Here is a 21,035-nt window from a genome sequence, read left to right on the forward strand (position 1 = left end):
CCAGAACCGTGCAGGCGCCGCAATCACCCTCGGCACAACCCTCCTTCGTCCCCGTCAGCCGGCGGCTCAGGCGAAGATAGTCAAGTAACGTATCCCGAGATCCCGCCGCGCTCAGGCTGATCTCGGTCCCGTTGAGTAAAAAACGAAGGTCGCTGCCCATCAAGTCCTCGCTCGGGTCGCTGTTGAGACCAAGCGTAGTGCCGATTTGACCTTTGCGAAACGATCGATTGAGCATAAGACTTTCAGCCGTTCTTTGAAAGAGGCTGGGGCCAACCGTGCCATATCTTGAAAGTCTTCGGGTGTTTGTCAGAGTTGTCGAACTTGGTTCGATCACGGCCGGTGGACGCGACATGCGCATGTCCCCGGCAGTCGCCTCGAACCGTATCAAGGACCTGGAGACGCGTTTCGGGGTCCGGCTGCTGAACCGCACCACGCGCAAGCTGGTCCCGACCGAGGTTGGCCGTGCCTTCTATGAAAGCGCGCGACGCGTGATCGAGACTCTGGACGAGGCCGAGGCGGTCGTATCCGGGTTTTCGGGAATGCCGCATGGCGCATTGCGCGTCACGGCGCCACTGGGGTTGGGGCGCAGGCTGATCTCACCCCTCGTGCCGAAATTCTGCGAGGAATATCCGGGGGTCGAGATCCGGCTGCGTCTGTCCGACCGCAATGTCGACATCATCGCGGACGGAATCGACCTGGCTTTCTTCCTGGGCGAGCCGCAGGACTCTGCGCTGAAGTGGCGGCGGATCGCGGAATGCCGCCGGGTGCTGGTGGCAACGCCGGCCTATCTGGAAAAACACGGGATGCCGGAAAAGCCCGATGATCTTGTCAAGCACAACTGCCTGCTGCTGCGCTATCCGCGCAGCCCGGAATATTACTGGGTGCTGAAGACGGCGGAGGGCCCGCAGAAACTGCTGGTGAACGGGCATTTCGACGCCGATGACGGCGACGTGCTGACCGACTGGGCGCTGGAAGGCTGCGGCATCGCCAACCGCCCGCATTACGAGGTGGCAGAGCATCTTGAGGCGGGGCGGCTGAAGCTGATCCTGCCCGAAGCGCCGCCGTTGCCAGCGCAGTTTGGCGTCCTGACCCCGCATCGGCGGCTTCAGGATCCGAAGGTGCGCCTGTTCGCCGATTTCATCGCGCGCGAGACCAAGCGGCATTTCTCCTGATCGTCAGGACTTTACCCATTCCATCAGGTGAAGGTAGGGCGCGCGGTCATATCGGGCGCGGCGCTTGGCCTCGCCCCCGGTGGCGTGGGGTTCGTCGAAATGCGCAAGCCGCAGCCCCTGGGCCAGAAGCGGGCGCATATAGGCGTGGAACGGGCGATGCCAGTTGCGGATCAGGATGCCGCGCCAGCTGACCCATTCGGCGCGCGGTTCAAGATAGTTGTCGATCAGGAAGCCGCGACTGCTGTCGCCTTCGCCCTGCCATTTTCCGGCGGTGCTGAACGAGTTCAGGTTGGCGATAAGCAACGTTCCACCTGGCCGCAGGACGCGCGCCATCTCGGCGATGGCGGCGTCGATGTCGTCGATGTCGATCAGGGTCAGGTAGCTGACGACCAGATCGAAGCTTTCGGGCGCAAGGGGCAGGGCCTCGGCGCGGGCCTCGATATACTCGCCCTGGGGGTCGCGTTCGCGGGCGGTCTGGATCAGGCGGGCAGTAGGGTCGATGCCGGTTGCGGCAATACCCAGCGGTGACATCAGGCGGCAGAAACGACCCTCGCCGCAACCGACGTCCAGGGCGTTCCGAAAGCCGCGGCCCCGGATGCGGTCCAGCATCGGGGCGTCAAGCACATGCAGGCGCGAGAAATCGCCGGTCTCGCCCATATCGGCGATCCATGCCTCGGCCGAGGCGTCCCATCCATTGCCGCTATCCATGCCAACCCCTGCTGAAACGAGAGGTTGCCTTAGCGCAAGTTGCAACGCCGGGCAAATCCGTTCACTTCGCGGCAAGAGCCTTAGGCAGGCCGCGATACCATTCAACGATGGCCTTCCGCTCGGCAGGTTCCATGAAACTGACGTTGGCGGGGGGCATGGCGTCGGTCAGGCCTGCCTGGACATAGATCTGGCGCGCGGCGCGGGTGATGTCGTCCGGAGTTTCCAGCAGGACACCCCGGGGGGCGGTGTGGATGCCCTCATACGAGGGCTCCCTTGAATGGCACATCGAGCAGCGGCCCATGACCGCGCCATAGGCGTCGTCCCAGCCGGGCGCGTCGACCATGGCCTGCTGGGTCGGGGTCAGGACGCGCGCCTCGGCTTCCTCGAGCGTCTGGCGGAACATAGGCGCGGTCGACAGCCACATCACCAGGATGAACAGGATCGCGGTCACGGCCCAGGTCCACCACAGCATGCCCTTGCGTGCGTGCATGGTGTTGAAGAAGTGCCGGATCGTCACGCCCATCAGGAAGATCAGCCCCGCGATCAGCCAGTTGTAATGCGATGCGAAAGCCAGCGGATAGTGGTTCGACAGCATCAGGAAGACAACCGGAAGCGTCAGGTAGTTGTTGTGCGTCGAGCGCAGCTTGGCGATCTTGCCGTATTTCGGATCGGCGGGGCGCCCGGCCTTCAGGTCCGCCACCACGATGCGCTGGTTCGGCATGATGATCAGGAAAACGTTCGCCGTCATGATCGTCGCGGTAAATGCGCCCAGATGCAGCATGGTCGCGCGGCCGGTGAAGATCTGGTTGTAGCCCCAGCCCATGACCAGCAGCATCCCGAACAGCAGCAGCATCAGCAGCGTGGGCGTGTCGCCCAGCTTGGATTTGCAGAGCGTGTCATAGACCAGCCAGCCGATCGAGAGCGACGCGGCTGAAATCAGGATCGCCTGCCAGGGGGCCAGCTCCATCTTGGCGGGATCGATCAGGAACAGCTCGGACCCGACCCAATAGGTCACCATCAGCAGCGCAGCGCCCGACAGCCAGGTCGCGTAGCTTTCCCATTTGAACCAGGTCAGGTGGTCGGGCATCCGTTCGGGTGCGACCAGGTATTTCTGGATGTGGTAGAAACCACCGCCATGGACCTGCCATTCCTCGCCATGCGCGCCTTTCGGCAGGCCGGGGACTTTCTGAAGGCCCAGGTCGAGGGCGACGAAGTAAAAGGACGAACCGATCCAGGCGATCGCGGTGACGACATGCGTCCAGCGGATTGCGAAGGCCAGCCAGTCCCAGATCACGGCGAAATCGGACATGCAGTGCTCCTGTCTTGCTGAGCCGGACCCTATCCCAATCCGGGGCTTGCAGAAAATCGGCACGAGTGCCGTGGCTGTCTTAAGGCTGCGTTGAAAATCCTATCGCCATTCCTGCGGTTGAAATGAAAAAAAGGGGGCACTCGCCCCCTTTTCAGGCCCATTCCGTGGCTGCACGGCAATAATGGGCATCGGATTACCCGCCTGTTCCCGCGTCGGGACATGGGCTGCCCCGACTGTCAGCTGCCGCGATAGGTCGAATAGCCATAGGGCGAGATCAGCAGCGGGACGTGGTAATGGTCCTGTTCTGACATGCCGAAGCGCAATGGGATCACGTCAAGGAAGCGCGGCTGCGCGGCCTTGTGGCCCTGTGCGTCCAGCCAATCGCCGACGTGGAACACAAGCTCGTACTCCCCCGTCTCGAATTCGCTTTCCGGCAGGATCTGGCTGTCGGTGCGCCCGTCATGGTTGGTGACGGTTTCCTTGATCAGGCGGCGGCCGGAATCAAGGCGGAACAGTTCGATCCGCATGCCTTGCGCAGGTGCGCCATTGGCGGTGTCGAGAACATGGGTGGTCAGAAAGCCGGCCATCGGGGGTCCTTTCAGTTGGCGAGGCGGATGGTGGCCGTGCGGGCCTGTTCGTTCAGCTTGCGGGTGTCGGCGGTCAGCAACTGGTGGTCGCGGACGACCGCACGGCCTTCGACATAGACCCCCTTCGCTCGCATCGGCGCGCAGAAGACCAGTGCAGCGACCGGATCCCATTGGCCCGCCGCCGCAAGCTCGGTCACGTCCCAAAGGACAAGGTCGGCGCGCTTGCCGGGTTGCAGGCTGCCAAGATCGCTGCGACCCAGGACGCGTGCACCGCCAAGCGTGGCGATTTCCAGTGCCTCGCGCGCGCCAAGGGCGGCCGGGCCATTCTTCAGCCGCGCCATCAGCATGGCCTGACGCGCCTCAAGACCCAGATGCGAGCAGTCGTTCGAGGCCGAGCCGTCGACACCAAGGCCGACCGGGACGCCCGCGTCCCGCATCTGCCGGACCGGCGCGATCCCCGAGGCCAGCCGCGCGTTCGAACAGGGGCAATGCGCGACGCCCGTGCCGGTGCGCGCGAACAGGTCGATTTCCTTGTCCGACAACTTCACGCAATGAGCGTGCCAGACATCGTCGCCGGTCCAGCCAAGGCTTTCGGCGTAATCTCCGGGCAACATCCCGAAGTTCTCCAGCGAATAGGCGATGTCCTCGTCATTCTCGGCCAGGTGGGTGTGCAGGCGCACGCCCTTTTCGCGGGCAAGGATCGCCGCATCGCGCATCAGCTCGCGGCTGACCGAGAAGGGCGAGCAGGGGGCCAGCCCCACCTGCACCATCGCGCCGGGGTTCGGGTCGTGGAAGGCCGCGACCAGACGTTCGCTGTCCTTCAGGATCGCGGCCTCGTCCTCGACCAGGGAATCCGGGGGCAGGCCGCCCTTGCTTTCGCCGATGGACATGGCGCCGCGCGTGGCGTGGAAACGGATGCCGATTTCGGTTGCGGCCTCGATGCTGTCGTCAAGGCGCGCGCCGTTCGGGAAAAGATACAGGTGATCGGACGAGCAGGTGCAGCCCGAAAGCGCCAGCTCGGCCAGGCCCACCTTGGCCGACAGGCGGATGTCACCGGGCGTCATGCGCGCCCAGATCGGATAAAGCGTCCTGAGCCAGCCGAACAGCGCCGCGTCCTGTGCGGCAGGCACGGCGCGGGTCAGGGTCTGGAACAGGTGGTGGTGGGTATTGATCAGGCCCGGAGTGACGACGCAGCCTTTGGCTTCGACGATCTCGGCGCCTTCCGAGGGTAGGTTCGTGCCGATGGCGAGGATAACCCCGCCATCGATCAGAACGTCTCCGCCCGCGATCTCGCGCCGGGTTCCGTCCATTGTGACGACCACCTCGGCCTTGCGGATCAGGGTTCGGGTCATGTGAGTTCCTTTCAGTGGGCTTCGGCAGCTCGGCCGGCGGCGCACAGTTCTTCTTCGGTCGCATTGGGTGCGCCATTGAAGTACCAGTTCAGCGCCACCGCCGAAAGAGTTGCCAGCAGGATGCCGGAATGGATCAGCGGGTTCAGCGACCGCGGCATCCACTGGTTGAAATCGGGCGCGACCATCGGGATCATCGCCATGCCAAGCGAGATCGCGACCACGAACAGATTGTGGCGATTGCCCGCGAAATCGACATTGGCAAGGATGCGGATGCCGGTCGCGGCGACCATGCCGAACATCACCAGGCCAGCGCCGCCCAGGACGGTCGTCGGCAGGGATTCCACCAGCGCGCCCATCTTGGGGATCAGGCCCAGCACGATCATGATGACCCCGCCCGCCACGCAGACAAAGCGCGAGCGGATGCCGGTCACGCCGACAAGCCCGACGTTCTGGCTGAACGAGGTATAGGGGAAGGTGTTGAACAGACCGCCAAGCGCGGTGCCCAGACCATCGACCCGCAGGCCGGCGGACAGGCTTTTCGGCGTCACCTTGCGGCCGCAGATCTCTCCCAGGGCCAGGAACATGCCGGTCGATTCCACCATGGTCACGAACATGACAAGCAGCATGGTCGCAATCATCACGGGGTCAAAGATCGGCATGCCGAAATGGAACGGCCGGATCGGTGCGAACCAGGCGGCCTCGGCCACCGGCGCGAAGTGCATCATGCCCATGACCGCGGCCAGGATGCCGCCGCCGATGATGCCAAGAAGCACCGCGATGTTCGACACGAAGCCGCGGCCAAAGCGCGACAGCAGCAGGATCGCGCCCAGAACGACAAGGCCGATGATGATGTTCTCGGCCGAGGCATAGGCCGGGTTCGGCACGGTCGGCAGCAGCTTCACGCCTTCGGGGACGCCTCCGGTTGCGATCGCGGCGTTCAGCCAGTCCTGTTGTGCAGGATCGACGATCTTGGGCGCGGTCGGACCGACCGGCAGGCCGAAGATCCAGTTGATCCCGATGGGCATCAGGCTGACGCCGATGGCAAGAATGACGGTCCCCGTCACCACGCTTGGAAAGAAGCGCAGCAGCCGGCCCACGAAGGGGGCCAGGAAGATCGAGATGATGCCTGCCGCGATGATCGAGCCGAACAGCATCCGCGCCCCCTCCATGCCGGGGTTGGAGCTGGCGATCGACACCATCGGGCCGACGGCTGCGAAGGTCACGCCCATCATCACCGGCAGGCGGATGCCAAACCACTGGGTCGCACCCAGCGACTGGATGATCGAGACCAGACCGCAGACGAACAGGTCGGCCGAAATCAGAAAGGCCACGTCCTGCGGCGAAAGCTGCAGGGCGCGGCCCACGATCAATGGAACGGCGATGGCCCCGGCATACATGACCAGCACATGCTGGAAGCCGAGTGTAAAGAGCCGGGGTGCCGGCAGGATTTCCTCGACCGGGTCTATGACCCGGTCGTTGGTTTCTTGCGTCATGTTTTCCTCCCTTAGTCCTGTTGATTGGGCCCGGTCAGATCTCGACCTTCTGAGCGAGGCCTTTTCTTTCTGCCAGTTCGACGACCTTGGCAGCGACCGCGAGGTCCTGCAGGCCGACGCCCGTTCCGTCGAAGATGGTGACTTCGGCACCATCGCGTCCGGGATGGGTTCCATTCACCACCGCACCGATCTGGGTGATCGCCTCCTCTGCGATCAGCCCCGCGGCGATGGCGTGCTGGAATTCTCCGATGCTGACCGATTGCGCGATCTCGTCGGTGAAAAGCCGGGCGCGGGCAACCAGCGCCGGGTCAAGTTCCTGCTTGCCCTTGGTGTCGGTGCCCATTGCCGCGATATGGGTCGGGCCGGTGACGTGGGCGTCAAGCAGCATCGGCGAAAATGCCGAGGTGATCGAGATGATGACATCGGCCTCGGCCCCAAGGCGGGGCAGGTCGACGGCCTCGAAAGGCAGGTCCAGCTCGGCCGCGGTATCGGCCAGGCGCGACAGCATCTCGGGATGGGGGTTCCAGCCGATCACCTTGTCAAAGCGGTGGATGCGAGCCGCGGCGCGCATCTGAAATGCCGATTGATGACCCGCTCCGATCATGCCCAGCACCTTCGCGCCCTTCGGCGCGAGATGCTTGATCGAAACGGCCGAGGCTGCCGCGGTCCGCAATGCGGTCAGCAGGTTGCCCCCGACAGCCGCGGCGACGCGACCGGTATCGGCGTCGAACAGGAAGATCGTCGACTGGTGGTTGATCAGCCCATGCTTCTGGTTGTTCGGCCAATAGCCACCGGCCTTCAGGCCCAGCGTCAGCGCCGCGCCGTCAAAACCGCCCTTGAAACCGTAAAGCGCATCCTCGTGCCCGATCGCTTCGCGGACCACGGGAAAGTTGTAGGCCTTGTCCGAGGCCATCGCGGCGAAGACCTGCTCGATGGCGTCGAAGGCGGCCTCGGGGGTCATCAGACCCCCGATTTCCTTTTCAGCGACGACGAGCATCAATAGCCCTTCCCGCGGGCCGAAACCGGCCAGACGCTTTCGACCTTGCCGTTCCGCACGCCGACATACCAGTCATGGACGTTGCAGGTCGGGTCGCAATGGCCCGGAACCAGGCGCAGCTTCTCGTTCACCTTCAGCACGCCCTTGGGATCCGAGATGACGCCGTGCTCGTCCGAGCATTTGACGTATTCGACATCGTCGCGGCCATAGACGAAGGGCAGGCCGCTATCGACCGACTGCGCTTTCAGTCCCGCGTCGCAGATCGCCTTGTCGGCTTTCGCATGGCTCATGACCGAGGTCAGGATGAACAGCGCGTTTTCCCACTCGCCCTTGTCGATGCGATGCCCGCCTTCGTCCTTGATGCGGCCATAGTCGGCATCCATGAAGGCATAGGAACCGCATTGCAGTTCGTTATACACGCCGGAATTCGACTCGAAGTAATAGCTGCCGGTGCCGCCGCCCGAAACCAGCTCGGGCGAAAGACCCGCTTCCTCCAACGCTGCCACGGCTTCTTTCACCTGCGCGATGGCGGCGTCGAGCTTGGTCTTGCGGTCAACGAAGCTGTCCATGTGCTGCATCGCGCCCTGATAGGCCTGGATGCCGGTAAATTTCAGGCCCGGCGCGGCATCGACGGCCTTGGCGATCTCGACCACGGCATCGGCAGTGGTCACGCCGCAGCGGCCAGCGCCACAGTCGATCTCGATGAAGACCTCAAGCTGGGTGCCGTGGCGCACGGCTGCGGCCGACAGGTCGGCGACATTCGCCAGATCGTCGACGCAGACGATGATGCGCGCGCCGAATTTCGGCAGCCGTGCCAGTCGGTCGATCTTGGCGGCGTCGCGCACCTGGTTCGACACGAGAATGTCCTTGATCCCGCCGCGGGCAAAGACCTCGGCCTCGGACACTTTCTGGCAGCAGACGCCGACGGCGCCGCCCAGCTCCTGTTGCAGCTTCTGCACATCCACGGATTTGTGCATCTTGCCGTGGCTGCGGTGGCGCATGCCGTGGGCCTTGGCATAGTCGCCCATCTTCTTGATGTTGCGCTCCAGTGCGTCAAGGTCGAGCACCAGGCAGGGCGTCTGGATGTCCGCCTCGTCCATGCCGGGCAGGGCGGGGATGTCATAGCCGACGTCGAAGCCAGCAAAATCCGAAGCGATCGTTCTCGGGGCGTTCATGACGGGTCCTCAGTTCCAGGGCAGCTTGTCGAGATCGACATTGCCGCCGGTGATGATGATGCCGACACGCTGGCCGGCGAAAATGTCGCGGTTCTTGATGATGGTGGCCAGCGGCACGGCGCTGGACGGCTCCATCACGATCTTCATGCGCTTCCAGATCAGCTTCATCGCGTCCACGATCTCGTCCTCGGTCGCGGTCAGGATGTCGGTGACGTGGTTCCTGACGAAATGCCAGGTCAGTTCCTTCAGCGGCACCTTCAACCCGTCGGCGACGGTTTCGGGGGCGTCATCGGCGATGATGTGGCCGGCGCGGAAGCTGCGCGCGGCGTCGTCTGCGTTCAGCGGCTCGGCGGCGAAGACCTTGACCGAGGGCGCAAGGTTCGAAAGCGTCAGGCAGGTGCCCGACACCATGCCGCCGCCGCCGATGGGCGCGACCACGGCATTCAGTCCTTGGACCTGCTCGATCAGTTCGGCCGAGCAGGTGGCCTGACCCGCGATGACGCGCCAGTCGTTATAGGGGTGGACGAACTCGGCCCCGGTTTCGGCGACGACCTCGGCAAAGACCGCCTCGCGCGAGCTGGTCGAGGGTTCGCATTCCACCACACGTCCGCCATAGCCACGCACGGCGTCCTTCTTGGCCTGGGGCGCGGTCCGCGGCATGACGACGGTGCAGGGAATGCCCCGGCGACCGGCGGCATAGGAAAGGCACGTGCCGTGATTGCCGCTGGAATGGGTGGCGACGCCCTTGGCAGCCTGCGCATCCGAAAGCCCGAAGACCGCGTTGCTGGCACCGCGCGCCTTGAACGCGCCCGCCTTCTGCAGGTTCTCGCATTTGAAGAACAGCTCCGCGCCGACCAGCTCGTTGATGAAGCTGGAGGTCAGGACCGGCGTGCGGTGAATGTGGGGCGCGATGCGTTCGCGCGCCTCCACCATGTCCGAAAGGGTCGGAATGTAATCCGTATCAAGCATCTCAGGCAGCTTTCTTGAGAGCGGTCGCGGTCGAGGCGCGGTAATGCTGCTGCGCGGCGGCGACGCCCGAGCCAAGGGTGATCGGCAGGCCCAGATCGGCCATGACCATTTCGGCGACCGCAAGCCCCGACAGCGCCATCGCGTCGGTCAGGCTGCCCAGGTGGCCGATGCGGAAGACCTTGCCCGCGACTTCGCCAAGGCCGGTGCCAAAGGCCATGTCATAGGTGTCCAGCGCATGGCTGACGATCAGGTTCGCGTCGAAGCCTTCCGGTACGCGGATGGCGCTGACGCTGTCCGAGTAAAGCTCGGGGCGGGCGGCGCAAAGCTTCAGGCCCCAGGCTTCGACCGCGGCGCGAACGCCTCCGGCGATGCGGTGGTGACGGGCGAAGACGTTCTCCAGCCCCTCGGTCAGGATGCGTTCGCAGGCGGCGTTCAGCCCGTTGATCAGGCCGACCGGCGGGGTATAGGGATAGCCGTTGCGGGCATAACCGGTTGCCATGTCGCGGATGTCGAAGAAGGTGCGCGGCAGCAGCGCCGTTTCGACCGCTTCCATCGCCTTGGGCGAGAAGCCGACGATGGCAAGGCCCGGCGGCAGCATGAAGCCCTTCTGGCTGCCGGTGACGGCGATGTCGACGCCCCATTCGTCCATGCGGAAGTCCATCGAGCCGATGGAGCTGACGCCGTCGACGAACAGCAGCGCCGGGTGGCGGGCGGCATCCAGTGCGCGGCGGACGGCGGCGATGTCGGATTTCACACCGGTCGCGGTCTCGTTATGCGTGGCCAGGACGACCTTGATCTCGTGGCCCTTGTCGGCGGTCAGGATTTCCTCGAACCGCGCGGCGGGAATGCCTTCGCCCCAGGGCGTCTCGACCTTGGTGACGTCCAGGCGGTGGCGCTGGCACATGTCGATCCAGCGATGGCTGAACATGCCGTTGCGCGCGGCCAGAACCTTGTCGCCCGGCGACAGCGTATTGGTGATCGCGGTTTCCCAACCGCCCGTTCCCGTCGAAGGGAACAGGAAGACCTGGGCCTGCGTGGTCTTCAGCACCTTCTTCACGCCCTCCAGGGCGGGATGCAGCATCCGACCGAACACCGGCGAGCGGTGGTCGATGGTGGGCATGTCTACGGCCTTGCGCAATTCCTCGGGGATATTGGTGGGACCGGGGATGAAGATCGGGTTTTGACTGGTCATGGTGCTTCCTCCTGCACTTGTGACCAGCCTATGCCCGGCTGTCCATTCCGGCAATTTTTCTGAAAAATATTTCGCAATCGCGGAAAAATACGTTATTCCTGTTCTGGATCAGACGTTTGGGCTTTTTCATGAATGGATTTGTATTTTTTACGAATCCGCGTATCAGTCGAAAGGATTCTTTGAATGTCGGCCGAACCACGGAAAAGGGGGCGTCCGCGAGGGCGCAGCGGATCGGATGACAGCGGCGGCGTCCGGGCGCTGGACCGGGCGCTCGACATTCTGGATGCGATTGCGCAGGCGAACGGGCTGACGCTCAGCGAGATTGCGCAGCGGCTGGATCTTGCCCCTTCGACTGTCCATCGGGTGCTGGTGACGCTGGCCGGGCGCGGCGTTGTCGAAAGCGATCCGCAAACCCAAGCCTGGCATGTCGGGCCGACGGCCTTCCGTCACGGTTCGGCATTTATGCGCCGTTCTGGCCTGGTCGAACGCGCGCGCCCTGTGCTGCGGCGATTGATGGAGGTTACGGGCGAGACGGCAAACCTTGGCATCCTGAATGGTGACGCCGTTCTGTTTCTTAGCCAGGCCGAGACGCATGAGACGATCCGTGCCTTTTTCCCGCCGGGGACTCGCTCGGCGCTGCATGCCTCGGGGATCGGTAAGGCGCTTCTGGCCCATGCCCGCCCGAACGAGTTGCGGCGCATGATCCAGGGACTGAAGCTGGAGCGGTTCACCTCGACCACCCTGTGCGAGGCCGATGTGCTGGTCGCGGACCTGCTGCGCATCCGCGACCGGGGCTATTCGTTGGACAACGAAGAGCGCACGCCCGGCATGCGCTGCATCGCCGCCCCGATCTTCGACCTGTCGGGAGAGGCAGCGGCCGGGATCTCGGTTTCGGGGCCACTGCACCGGATGAGCGATGACCGTCTGGAGGAAATTGCCCGTGCCGTGATCCGCGCGGGACGCGAACTTTCCTTCGGCATGGGGCCGGGTCAGGGCGACGAATCGACCCCATAGGAGGCGATGATGCCGGGGTAACGGCAAGCCGTTGATTTATCATCGGCAAGGGGTGTTGTGCCCTGTCCCGGAACGCCTCGATTCGGTGATTCACGGGGCTTTCACGGCGTCCGTCCTAGCCTCATGGCGACCGCATGACGGTCATGAGGGAAAGTGACAGGAGCCGTAGATGCAAAGCCCCAGCCGCGATCTGGCCGTGACACCCGTAGGGCAGAACGATCTGCCTTCGCCATCCATGGTGTTCAGGCAGACGTCACAGGATCCGGCCGAGGATGAAGGGGGTTTATCCAGCTGCATTTATGGGGCCTGTTCTGCCGAAACCTATCGCGCGGCAGGTTCGCTTCATGCCGCGCATCGCGATGCGGGCGGCTTTCTGGATGGTGTCGACCGTTTCTCCACGCCGGAATTCTGGCGGCGTGATGACGCGGTGAAATCCTGGATCTATCGCGGACCCGATCCTCAGGCGGCGGTGCCGCTGTGCATGGACGGGGTCCGGGTCTTCTATCATTCGGGTCACGGGGGCACGGACGATGACGGTCAGTTCCGCTTGCCGATGGGCGCGATGTGGAACGGTACCGACTCCAGCATCGGATCGCAGGACATGCAACTTGGCGCGGATCGCCTGCGCTATCTGTTCTGGTCGGCCAGTGAATCCCTGCGGCTGCGTGACGGCCATGCCCCGACCCGCGCTTGGGCGGGGGCGAATGCCGGGCTGCGCATGATGTTCGGGTTCGATTCCGTCTGCTGGGATAGTGACCGGCAGGGAGCAGAGTTCTGGCGGCACTGGGAGATGGGAAAAAGCCTTTCGCAATCCTGGCTGGATGCAAGTGCCGAGGTTTCGACCGACCAGATCGCCTCGGTCTGTGCCATGGCCGAAACGGCTGAGGGGGCGGTCTCCCGACTGTTCGACGAGCGCCGCTTTTCCCCCGAGAGGGGAGCGGCCACATGGTGGGCCTGGCGTTGGACCCAGTCCCTGGCCGAGCAGCATCATGGCGCCGTGACCGCGGTCCCCGGCGTCCCCCGCTGCTTGCGGCTGCTTCATCCGCAGGACGACCTTGCGATGGCCAGGACAGTGCTGCGACATGTCGGGATCGAACCCGGCACCGTTCCGCTGGACCGGGTCGAGGGCGTTCGGCTGACCCATGACGGGCTGCGCTTCCTGCGCGATGCGCGCGGCGATCTGCTTCTGGAATACGCGGCGCCCGCGCGTGGCACCCGGGGCGTGGTGTCATTGCATCGCCGCGCATTGATCGCGCGGGCGCGGGCCGCGCTGCGCCAGCATGGCGTGCTGGCGGGCGGGGTCGATCTTGCTTTCGACCGCATCCTGATCTCGATGTCCGCAGGCGTCGGCCTTGGCGCGCGACGTGAGGTGCTGCCCCAGGTCGTTGACGATCTGATCGTCCAGTTTCGCCAATGTTTCCACGGGATTTCCGTCCTGTCGCCGGATAGCGGCTGGGTCCGGGTGGTGATGCGCAGCGACGGCAGCCTGATGCGGATCGAAACGCGCCTGCGGAGTCTGGCGCATGATGCTCAGTCTGCATCCGGACCGGCGGCGCGCGACCCCAATCCCCATTCCTCTTCGGACAAGCCGGATGTCTCCCATCTGCTCGCGCGCCAATCGGCGCTGCTTCTGCGCGATCTGGCCGCGCGCGGGGCGGCACCGCTGACGCCACGCATCCTGCCCGGCCTGACCGAGATCGGCTATGCGATCCGCAGCAATACCGCCCGGCTTGTTGCAAGGCAGGGGGTCGAGATCACCTGCGTGCGCGGCTTTCGAAAGCGTTACTGGATCCAGTCAGACCTGGGAGACTGAATCCAGTGGCCCGGGGGCGTAGGCAGACTCCCCCGGGCACCCTATCCAACAGGAGGCAGCAGAATGACGGAACACAGCCGTGACGAGATCGTCCGCCGCATCGCCGTCTCGGGCACACTCAGGATGCCGGGCGCTGATCTGGCCGGGCTGGACCTGTCGGGCCTGACGCTGGTGGGGGCGGACCTCAGCTATGCCGACCTGACCGGGGCCGACCTGTCGACGGCGCAGCTTTCGGGGGCAAGCCTCTGGTCCTCGCAGGCCAGCCAGGCGGTATTCCGGGGCGCGAACATGAGCGGGGCGAGCCTGGGCCTAGCCGTTCTGGTCGGGGCCGATCTGCGGGACTGCGTGCTGGACCATGCCGACCTGACCGGCGCGCAACTGACCGGCGCCGACCTGACTGGCGCGCAGATGGGCGGCACCTGGCTTGAGCCGATCCAGCGCGCGCTGGCGATCGGGGCGCCGCCGCTGCACTATCCCGGTGCCGCCCGTCCGCCGCGCGTCCTGTCCGAGGATGGGGCGATTGCGCCGGTGATCATGCGACGCGGCGATCGGATGGAACTTCGGCTGAACCAGCCCGCCCGAAAGGTCCATATCGACCAGATGGGCGCGAATGGCGCCGCCGTGCTGACCGGCCCCGAGGAAGAGGCGGTGGCCGATGGTCGCGTCCTGCATTTCCGCGCTGGCGCCCCCGGGACGGCGCGGCTTGTCATCAGTCGGGATGAGGGGAAATCGGACCTTGAACTGGATGTCAGGGTTTCTGGATGACCGCGCTAAAGCCCGGACGCGGTGATCCCCATCAGTCCAGCCATTCGCAGGGTCGAAGCCGGATAATCGGGATCGGCCATCAATTCCAGGCTGAAATCCGGTTCGATCAGGCGCAGGCGACGCAGGGCATCGGCTGCGCCGGCCTCGTCCCCGCGGTGATAGCGCAAGGCGGCAAGAAAGCGCAGCGAGGGCCGGTTGTCGGCAGCAAAGGCATAGGCGGCGGCGGCGCTGTTCTCGGCATCGCCGAAGCGCCCCAGCCGGATCTGCACCACCGAACGGCGCATCAGCCAGCAGGCGGGACCAAGCTCGGCCAGCGCGCCCCGCGCGCCGCGGTCGGCTGCCTCAAGCGCCTCGGCGTCGCGGCCGACATCGGTCAGCGCCTGGGACAGCGCGTGGCAGGCCATCTCGTTGTCGGGATCGGCCCTGCAGGCGGCGCGCGCAAGCTCCAGCGCGCCGATCGCATCGCGTCGCCACGATGCCGACAGCGAGGCAACGGCCAGCACGACCGGGTTGTTCGGCGCCAGTTCGCGCGCCTGCGAGGCGAAGGCATCGGCCTCGTCCGAGCAGCGGGCGGGATCGTCGGTCAGCCGCTCGATGATCAGCGTGTTGCGCAGATAGGATCGCAGCGCCAGGCTGACCGCGTTTTCACGCTCGGGCGGCAGCGAGGCAAGCACCCTGTCTGCGGCCTCCAGCCGGTCGCGGGAATAGCTGAAGACATCCCAGATCGGAAAGGTCATCCAGTTGGGAGAGGCCGTGCGCCTTGCGCGGTCCAGAAGTGCCACAGTGATCTGGGCCACGGCATGGCGCATGGTCGCAGTTTCATCCGCCGCGCGGATGGCAAAGCGGCGGGTCCATCCGCGCGCCCCGGTCGAGATGTCGCGCATCACCACCATAAGTGTGCAGTCCGCGCCGCTGCCATAGCACATTGCGCCGATCCGCGTGCCGGCCTGCGGGGTGCTGTCGTCGACCTCGTCCGCAAGTGTCGCTGGGATCATCTCGCAGGCGCGCGATGCCGCCTCGTTGATGACCATCTCTCCCATCACGTGTGCGCGGGTGTCATTGCTTTCGACAGGGTCCAGCGCCACCAGATAAAGCGGCTGCTCGCGGGGGGCCGCGACATCGTGGCCATTCATCAGCGCCTGGCGGATCGAGCTTGCGGGTCGCCCGCCCGGAGGCTCGGGTGGGGCGCGCTCAAGGGCGGTCGGACCCTGCGTCTCGGGTGTCAGGCGCAGACGCATGTCGCGCAGCCAGCATTCGAATTCCGGGTCGGGAATGTCGATATCCGCCGCGAATTCGATCGGATTTCCACCCGCGTCATAGACCGGTGTCAGGTCGATGCGCAGCCGTTCGGGATCAAGCCCGATCCAGCCGACGCCCGACAGCATGATGTCGCGCTCGTCGCTGAACGTGCTTCGCAATTCCCGCAGCATCTGTCGCAGGCTGTCCGAACCCTGCTGCTTGTTGCGGTCGCTCCACAACAGATCCTGCAGCCGTGCGCGGTTCATCCGCAAGTCGGGCGCGGTCCCCAGAAGCGCAAGGGCACCGCGCGCTTTCTGGCTGCGCGGGGTCAGATCTTTTCCGGCGGATCCGCGCAGGCGGACCGAACCCATGAGACTCAGTACGGTGGTCATGTCGATTCGCGAAAAATGGATCGGACCTGAGGCATATTAACCGAATTAGCCGGAGCGAATCGAATAGTTGCTGAACAGGAGGGTGACGGGCCGTGGCACTGATGAATGCTCATAACGCACACAATGCGCATAATGCACATAACGCGCACAACGCGCATTCGGGGGGCGACGCGTCCTTTGCCGCCGAAAGCCTGTCGCTGGCGCTGATCATCGCGCGCGAGGGGATCGGTCTGGCAGTACCGCCTGCGCCAGCCGTACCCCAGCCCGAACCCCTTGCCCCGATCCGCCGCCTGCGCCGGATCGAGGAGGAATTCGCCCACGCAATCCTGATGTTCGAGATGCTCGAGACGCTGACGGTCACGCCACCCCCGGCGGACATGGCTGAAGCCAAGATCAAGCTGGTGGGACGCGGAACGTCGGGGGACAAGACGCTGCTGACACTGGGGCTGCCCACCGCGGCGAATTTCGAAACCGAAGTGGCGCTGGTCCTGGGCTATGCCGATCTGCGCAGCGAGCGTTTGCCCGAAATCACCGTGCAGACTGCGGATCTCGTGTCCTTTTTCCTGTCGATCCTGCCCCTGCGCGGCGCGCGCGCGCCGATGACGCAGCGGCTGCTGGCGCTGGTGATGGATGTCGCAACCTCGGCCGTGCAGCGCATCAAGCTGGGCTTTGCGGCGCCCCGGGCCGAGATGTTCAGCGACCAGGTCCAGCCGATGATCGCGACGCCCCTGCATGGCAGTTTCCCCAGCGGACATGCCACCCAGGCCTTCGCGCTGGCCACACTGCTGTCGATCCTGACAAGGCAGGACAGCGCGAAAGCCGCCCCGATCCATTCTGACAGCCAGCTTTTCCGCATGGCTGCGAGGATCGCGACGAACCGAACCGTGGCCGGGGTGCATTTTCCCAGCGACAGCGCCGCAGGCGCCATCCTGGGGATCACGCTCGCGCGTTGGCTGGCCGGACGCGCGGGCATCACGTCCGAGCCTTGCCCCAGCATGAACTTCAAGGGCAAGCGATGGGGACAGACCGCCCCGAACCACAGCCGAGACTTCTATCTCGCCCGGCTTTGCGAGGTGCTGCAGGGCGATCCTTGCCTGGTGATCGGTTCTCCAGTCGTGGCCCCGGTCTCGGACCTGATCGCCGCTCTTTGGGCCGAGGCCGAGGCGGAATGGGGGCTGAGATGGAGCTGACCGTACCTAGCGGGGCCACGCCCACCTTTGATCTTGCCCCGTCGGCGGAAAGCGACGCGCTTTCGCCCGACGGGTCGGCGATCGTCGATTACATGCTGAATCCTCCGGCCAGCGAACCGCGCGCAAGAGAGGGGTTGAAGGCAAGGACCGTCGCCGATCCCCGCGAAACAGCGCTGCGGGCGTTGATCCAGTCGGCATTCGCGCCATGATCGCGCAGGAGACGTTCTTTTCCGATCCCGAGTTGCTTCGGGACCTGTGGCAGAAGCTGCCACACATGACGCCACAGGATCGGACCTGCGGCACGCAGATGCACCGCTCGCACGACCTTCTTTCGCCCCAAGCGCTGCCCAAGGATCCGGACAGCGCGGTCATTGTTGCCGTCATCGATCATGCGATCCCCTTTGCCCATCGCCTGCTGACGGTCGGTCCGGGACATTACAGCCGTGCGGCCAGCACCTGGGTCATGGATGCGCCGCAAGTCCTGCCGCGCGAGGACATCCCCTTTGGTCAGGAATATCGGGGGGCCGAACTGGACGTGCTGCGCGGCGCGGGTGGACCGCATCCGCTGGACGACGACGCGATCTATCGCAAGCTGTGCCTGCTTGATCCCGCGCGCCCGACCCGCTGGCTGATGCGCGCGGCCAGCCACGGCGCGGGGGTGGCCGGAACCGCGGGCGGGCACGATCCGCTGGACCCAAAGGGCAGGGCGCGTCCGCTGCTGGCGGTCGGCCTGCCCGACTGGGCGCTGGCCGACACGACCGGCGCGGCCATGCCCATGCTGATGCAGGCGGCGGTGATCTTCATCATCAGCCGTGCCCGGATGCTGACCCGCCAGATCTCGCATGCGGCTGGCCAGCAGATCCGCCCGCCCCTGGTCGTCAATATCTCGCTGGGCCTGACAGCCGGATCGCGCGACGGGCATTCGCTGATCGAGCGGATGCAGGACGCGCTGTCCGATGGGCCGGTGCCCGAACTGGGGCAGGTCCATTTCGTCCTTGCCAGCGGGAACAGCCGCCAGCAGCAACTGCATGCCGTGCTGACGCCCGGCCAGCAGATTGGCTGGCAGCTTCTGCCCGATGACCGAACGCCAAGCGAGTTGCAGGTCTGGAGCGCACCGTTGCCTGCCGGTTCCGCCGCGATAGGATTGGGCGTTGCGATGCCGGGGCGCGGTATCGTACGGACCACCTTCACCGCGCCACAGGGGCCCGGAACTCAGGTTGCGCGACTGCGCGACGGGCAGGGCCGCGAACTGGCGCGACTGACACTGCAGGCGATGAAGCGGGGGCAGAAGCTGCGCCAGTGTCTCAGCCTTATCGCGCCCGCCACCGTCACCGAAGAGGCGGGTAAGGTCGTCGCTCCGCCCGGAACGTGGCGCATTGAGCTTCTCCCCACGTCGCCTGGTCCTTGCGAACTTGTGATCCAGCGCGACGATCGTCTGATCGGCTTTCCGCGCGCCGGGCGCCAGTCCCGGCTGATCGAACGCGGCTACAGCCCGCGCGATGCCTCGGGGCAGTGGAAGGGGCGCGATCCCGATCCGCCGGAGTTCATGATCCGCCGGGACGGCACGCTGAATTCTTATGCCTGGGGCGGCTGGCAAATCCGCTGCGGCGGCGTCTTTGCGGACGATCTTGGCGATCCTGGCTATGGCAGCCTTTTGGGCGGTGGCGAGGCGGGGGACGCGGTCACGCCCTCGGACCGGGGGCCCGCGCTGGCAGGAATGACCGTTCCCGGCAATCGCGGGATCGCCATGCAGGAGATGGGCGGCACCAGCATCGCGGCCCCCCGGCTGACGCGTTGGCTGGCCGATCGCATGGCGATGGCCGATCCCCCGCGCACAAGGGCCGAGGTCATCGCTGCCATCCGCGCGGCCGCGCGTTCGGCCCGTCCTGTTCCCTATCTCGACCCACAACTGCCATGGGAGCGCCGCGATTCCTGAGCCTTAAAATCTGGCCCCGGTTCAGGCAGTCATTGCCTGCCGGGCCGGGCTGCGCTATCGGGGCGAAAAGGAAAGGGACCCTCACATGACCGAGCGCAAGAATGGCCTGTCCTATGCCGAAGCCGGGGTGGATATCGACGCGGGCAACGCGTTGGTCGAGCGTATCAAGCCCGCCGCAGCCGCGACCCGCCGCCCGGGCGTGATGGAGGGGTTGGGCGGCTTTGGTGCGCTTTTCGACCCACGCGCCGCGGGCTATCAGGACCCGGTCCTGGTGGCAGCGACCGACGGCGTTGGCACCAAGCTGCGCATCGGCATCGACACCGGCGAACTTGACGGGCTGGGTATCGACCTGGTCGCCATGTGCGTGAACGACCTTGTCTGCCAGGGTGCCGAGCCGCTGTTTTTCCTTGATTATTTCGCGACCGGCAAGCTTTCGGTCGACGAGGCGACCCGTGTCATCAATGGTATCGCCGAAGGCTGCCGCCGTTCGGGTGCTGCGCTGATCGGGGGTGAAACCGCCGAGATGCCCGGCATGTACGGCAAGGGCGATTTCGACCTTGCGGGATTCGCCGTCGGCGCGATGGAGCGGGGCCAGGCGCTGCCCGCGGGCGTTACCGACGGTGACGTGCTACTGGGCCTTGCTTCGGACGGCGTCCATTCGAACGGCTTCTCGCTGGTGCGCAAGGTTGCGGAGCATGCAGGCCTCGACTGGGATTCGCCCTCGCCCTTCGGGACGGGGACACTTGGGCAGGCGCTGCTGGTTCCGACCCGCCTTTACGTCAAGCCGGTGCTGGCCGCGATCCGCGCGGGCGGCGTCCACGCGGCCGCCCATATCACCGGCGGCGGCATCACCGAAAACCTGCCCCGCGTCCTGCCCAAAGGTCTTGGGGCGGAAATCGACCTGGACAGCTTCACGCTTCCGGCGGTTTTCGACTGGCTGGCACAGGCGGGCGGCATTGCCGAGGCCGAGATGCTCAAGACCTTCAATACCGGCATCGGCATGATCCTTGCGGTTGCCGCCGATCGCGCCGAAGACATCGAGGCGTTGCTGAAGGCCGAGGGCGAGACGGTGCATCGTCTGGGCAAGGTCACGCCGGGCGAAGGCGTGCGCTACAGCGGCCGCCTGCGGTGAAACGCGTCGCCCTTTTGATCTCGGGCGGCGGTTCCAACATGGTGAAGCTGGTCCAGTCGATGACCGGCGATCATCCGGCGCGTGCGGTCGTGGTGGGTTCGAACGACCCGGAAGCGGGCGGCCTTGCGCGGGCCGCCGAACTGGGCGTTCCGACCTTTGCCATAGATCACCGCATCTACAAGGGCGACCGCGCGGCCTTCGAGGCGGCGCTGCTTCAGCCCCTGCTCGACGCGCGGCCCGACATCCTGTGTCTTGCCGGCTTCATGCGGATCCTGACCCCGGATTTCGTGCAGCGATTCCAGGGGCGGATGCTGAATATCCACCCGTCACTGCTTCCGAAATATCCGGGCCTTCACACCCATCGCCGCGCGATCGAGGCAGGGGATGCCGAAGCCGGGGCCAGCGTCCACCTGGTCACACCCGAACTCGACGCGGGCCCGATCCTGGGGCAGGCGCGGGTTCCGGTCCTGCCGGGAGACACCGCCGACAGTCTGGCCGCCCGCGTCCTGCAACAGGAACACCGCCTCTACCCTGCGGTGCTGCGGCGCTTCGCCTCTGGCGACCAGACCATGCTGAGCCTGACGGCCGCATAGGAAAAAG

20 protein-coding genes are annotated in these 21,035 nt (G+C 65.4%); 9 read left to right on the plus strand and 11 right to left on the minus strand.

Annotated elements, in window-relative coordinates; translation table 11 throughout:
- The coding region (locus ACO2Q4_RS18670; RefSeq protein WP_423321303.1) for a 2Fe-2S iron-sulfur cluster-binding protein at window positions 1–160 on the minus strand (160 nt) is incomplete at its 3' end.
- Window positions 161–275: 115 nt separating this feature from the next.
- Between ACO2Q4_RS18670 and ACO2Q4_RS18675 the strand changes: the two genes are divergently transcribed.
- On the plus strand, window positions 276–1,172 hold the full coding sequence (locus tag ACO2Q4_RS18675; protein WP_423321115.1) for a LysR family transcriptional regulator: 897 nt from the start codon (window positions 276–278) through the stop codon (window positions 1,170–1,172).
- Between the two features lie 3 nt (window positions 1,173–1,175).
- Here the strand turns inward: ACO2Q4_RS18675 and ACO2Q4_RS18680 are convergent, their stop codons facing one another.
- From ACO2Q4_RS18680 to bhcA, 9 genes are all read right to left on the minus strand, one after another.
- On the minus strand, window positions 1,176–1,880 hold the full coding sequence (locus ACO2Q4_RS18680; RefSeq protein WP_423321117.1) for a class I SAM-dependent methyltransferase: 705 nt from the start codon (window positions 1,878–1,880) through the stop codon (window positions 1,176–1,178).
- 61 nt (window positions 1,881–1,941) lie between these two features.
- Window positions 1,942–3,189 (minus strand): urate hydroxylase PuuD, encoded by a 1,248-nt coding sequence (locus ACO2Q4_RS18685; protein WP_311760974.1) that lies wholly within the window; start codon window positions 3,187–3,189, stop codon window positions 1,942–1,944.
- A gap of 236 nt (window positions 3,190–3,425) precedes the next feature.
- On the minus strand, window positions 3,426–3,776 hold the full coding sequence (gene uraH, locus ACO2Q4_RS18690; protein WP_311760973.1) for a hydroxyisourate hydrolase: 351 nt from the start codon (window positions 3,774–3,776) through the stop codon (window positions 3,426–3,428).
- 11 nt (window positions 3,777–3,787) lie between these two features.
- Window positions 3,788–5,128, minus strand: coding sequence for an 8-oxoguanine deaminase (locus ACO2Q4_RS18695; RefSeq protein ID WP_311760972.1), 1,341 nt, complete (start codon window positions 5,126–5,128; stop codon window positions 3,788–3,790).
- Window positions 5,129–5,139: 11 nt separating this feature from the next.
- On the minus strand, window positions 5,140–6,621 hold the full coding sequence (locus ACO2Q4_RS18700) for a nucleobase:cation symporter-2 family protein (protein WP_311760971.1): 1,482 nt from the start codon (window positions 6,619–6,621) through the stop codon (window positions 5,140–5,142).
- Window positions 6,622–6,655: 34 nt separating this feature from the next.
- A complete protein-coding gene (bhcD, locus tag ACO2Q4_RS18705) occupies window positions 6,656–7,618 on the minus strand; it encodes an iminosuccinate reductase BhcD (RefSeq protein WP_423321120.1) in 963 nt (320 codons plus the stop codon).
- On the minus strand, window positions 7,618–8,793 hold the full coding sequence (gene bhcC, locus ACO2Q4_RS18710) for a 3-hydroxy-D-aspartate aldolase BhcC (protein ID WP_395135276.1): 1,176 nt from the start codon (window positions 8,791–8,793) through the stop codon (window positions 7,618–7,620). The genes bhcD and bhcC overlap by 1 nt, the downstream gene beginning before the upstream one ends.
- Before the next feature lie 9 nt (window positions 8,794–8,802).
- On the minus strand, window positions 8,803–9,762 hold the full coding sequence (bhcB, locus tag ACO2Q4_RS18715; RefSeq protein WP_311760968.1) for a beta-hydroxyaspartate dehydratase BhcB: 960 nt from the start codon (window positions 9,760–9,762) through the stop codon (window positions 8,803–8,805).
- A gap of 1 nt (window position 9,763) precedes the next feature.
- A complete protein-coding gene (gene bhcA, locus ACO2Q4_RS18720) occupies window positions 9,764–10,954 on the minus strand; it encodes an L-aspartate--glyoxylate aminotransferase BhcA (RefSeq protein WP_311760967.1) in 1,191 nt (396 codons plus the stop codon).
- A gap of 183 nt (window positions 10,955–11,137) precedes the next feature.
- Here bhcA and bhcR point away from each other — a divergent pair, with 183 nt between their 5' ends.
- From bhcR to ACO2Q4_RS18735, 3 genes are all read left to right on the plus strand, one after another.
- On the plus strand, window positions 11,138–11,968 hold the full coding sequence (bhcR, locus tag ACO2Q4_RS18725) for an HTH-type transcriptional regulator BhcR (RefSeq protein ID WP_311760966.1): 831 nt from the start codon (window positions 11,138–11,140) through the stop codon (window positions 11,966–11,968).
- Between the two features lie 169 nt (window positions 11,969–12,137).
- Entirely contained in the window at window positions 12,138–13,781 is a 1,644-nt protein-coding gene (locus ACO2Q4_RS18730) for a DUF6345 domain-containing protein (protein ID WP_423321124.1), read from the plus strand.
- 63 nt (window positions 13,782–13,844) lie between these two features.
- Complete coding sequence (locus ACO2Q4_RS18735) at window positions 13,845–14,546, plus strand: pentapeptide repeat-containing protein (RefSeq protein WP_395135272.1); 702 nt, start codon at window positions 13,845–13,847, stop codon at window positions 14,544–14,546.
- A gap of 5 nt (window positions 14,547–14,551) precedes the next feature.
- Here ACO2Q4_RS18735 and ACO2Q4_RS18740 read toward each other — a convergent pair whose 3' ends face one another.
- The gene (locus ACO2Q4_RS18740; protein ID WP_311760963.1) at window positions 14,552–16,177 is read right to left on the minus strand and encodes an SARP family transcriptional regulator; all 1,626 of its coding nucleotides are present in this window, start codon (window positions 16,175–16,177) and stop codon (window positions 14,552–14,554) included.
- 101 nt (window positions 16,178–16,278) lie between these two features.
- Here ACO2Q4_RS18740 and ACO2Q4_RS18745 point away from each other — a divergent pair, with 101 nt between their 5' ends.
- The 5 genes from ACO2Q4_RS18745 (at window position 16,279) to purN (ending at window position 21,028) form a co-directional block, all read left to right on the plus strand.
- Window positions 16,279–17,367, plus strand: coding sequence for a phosphatase PAP2 family protein (locus tag ACO2Q4_RS18745; protein ID WP_423321305.1), 1,089 nt, complete (start codon window positions 16,279–16,281; stop codon window positions 17,365–17,367).
- Window positions 17,358–17,576: a hypothetical protein gene (locus tag ACO2Q4_RS18750; RefSeq protein ID WP_423321127.1), complete on the plus strand. Its 219-nt coding sequence runs from the start codon at window positions 17,358–17,360 to the stop codon at window positions 17,574–17,576. The genes ACO2Q4_RS18745 and ACO2Q4_RS18750 overlap by 10 nt, the downstream gene beginning before the upstream one ends.
- The gene (locus ACO2Q4_RS18755) at window positions 17,573–19,303 is read left to right on the plus strand and encodes a hypothetical protein (protein WP_423321129.1); all 1,731 of its coding nucleotides are present in this window, start codon (window positions 17,573–17,575) and stop codon (window positions 19,301–19,303) included. The genes ACO2Q4_RS18750 and ACO2Q4_RS18755 overlap by 4 nt, the downstream gene beginning before the upstream one ends.
- Window positions 19,304–19,388: 85 nt before the next feature.
- Entirely contained in the window at window positions 19,389–20,435 is a 1,047-nt protein-coding gene (gene purM / locus ACO2Q4_RS18760) for a phosphoribosylformylglycinamidine cyclo-ligase (protein WP_395135267.1), read from the plus strand.
- Window positions 20,432–21,028 carry a phosphoribosylglycinamide formyltransferase gene (gene purN / locus ACO2Q4_RS18765; protein ID WP_311760959.1) on the plus strand — a complete coding sequence of 199 codons (597 nt, stop codon included), beginning with the start codon at window positions 20,432–20,434 and terminating at the stop codon, window positions 21,026–21,028. The genes purM and purN overlap by 4 nt, the downstream gene beginning before the upstream one ends.
- Window positions 21,029–21,035 lie beyond the last annotated feature (7 nt).

This window comes from Paracoccus sp. KR1-242 (genome assembly GCF_049446195.1).
GTDB lineage: Bacteria > Pseudomonadota > Alphaproteobacteria > Rhodobacterales > Rhodobacteraceae > Paracoccus > Paracoccus broussonetiae.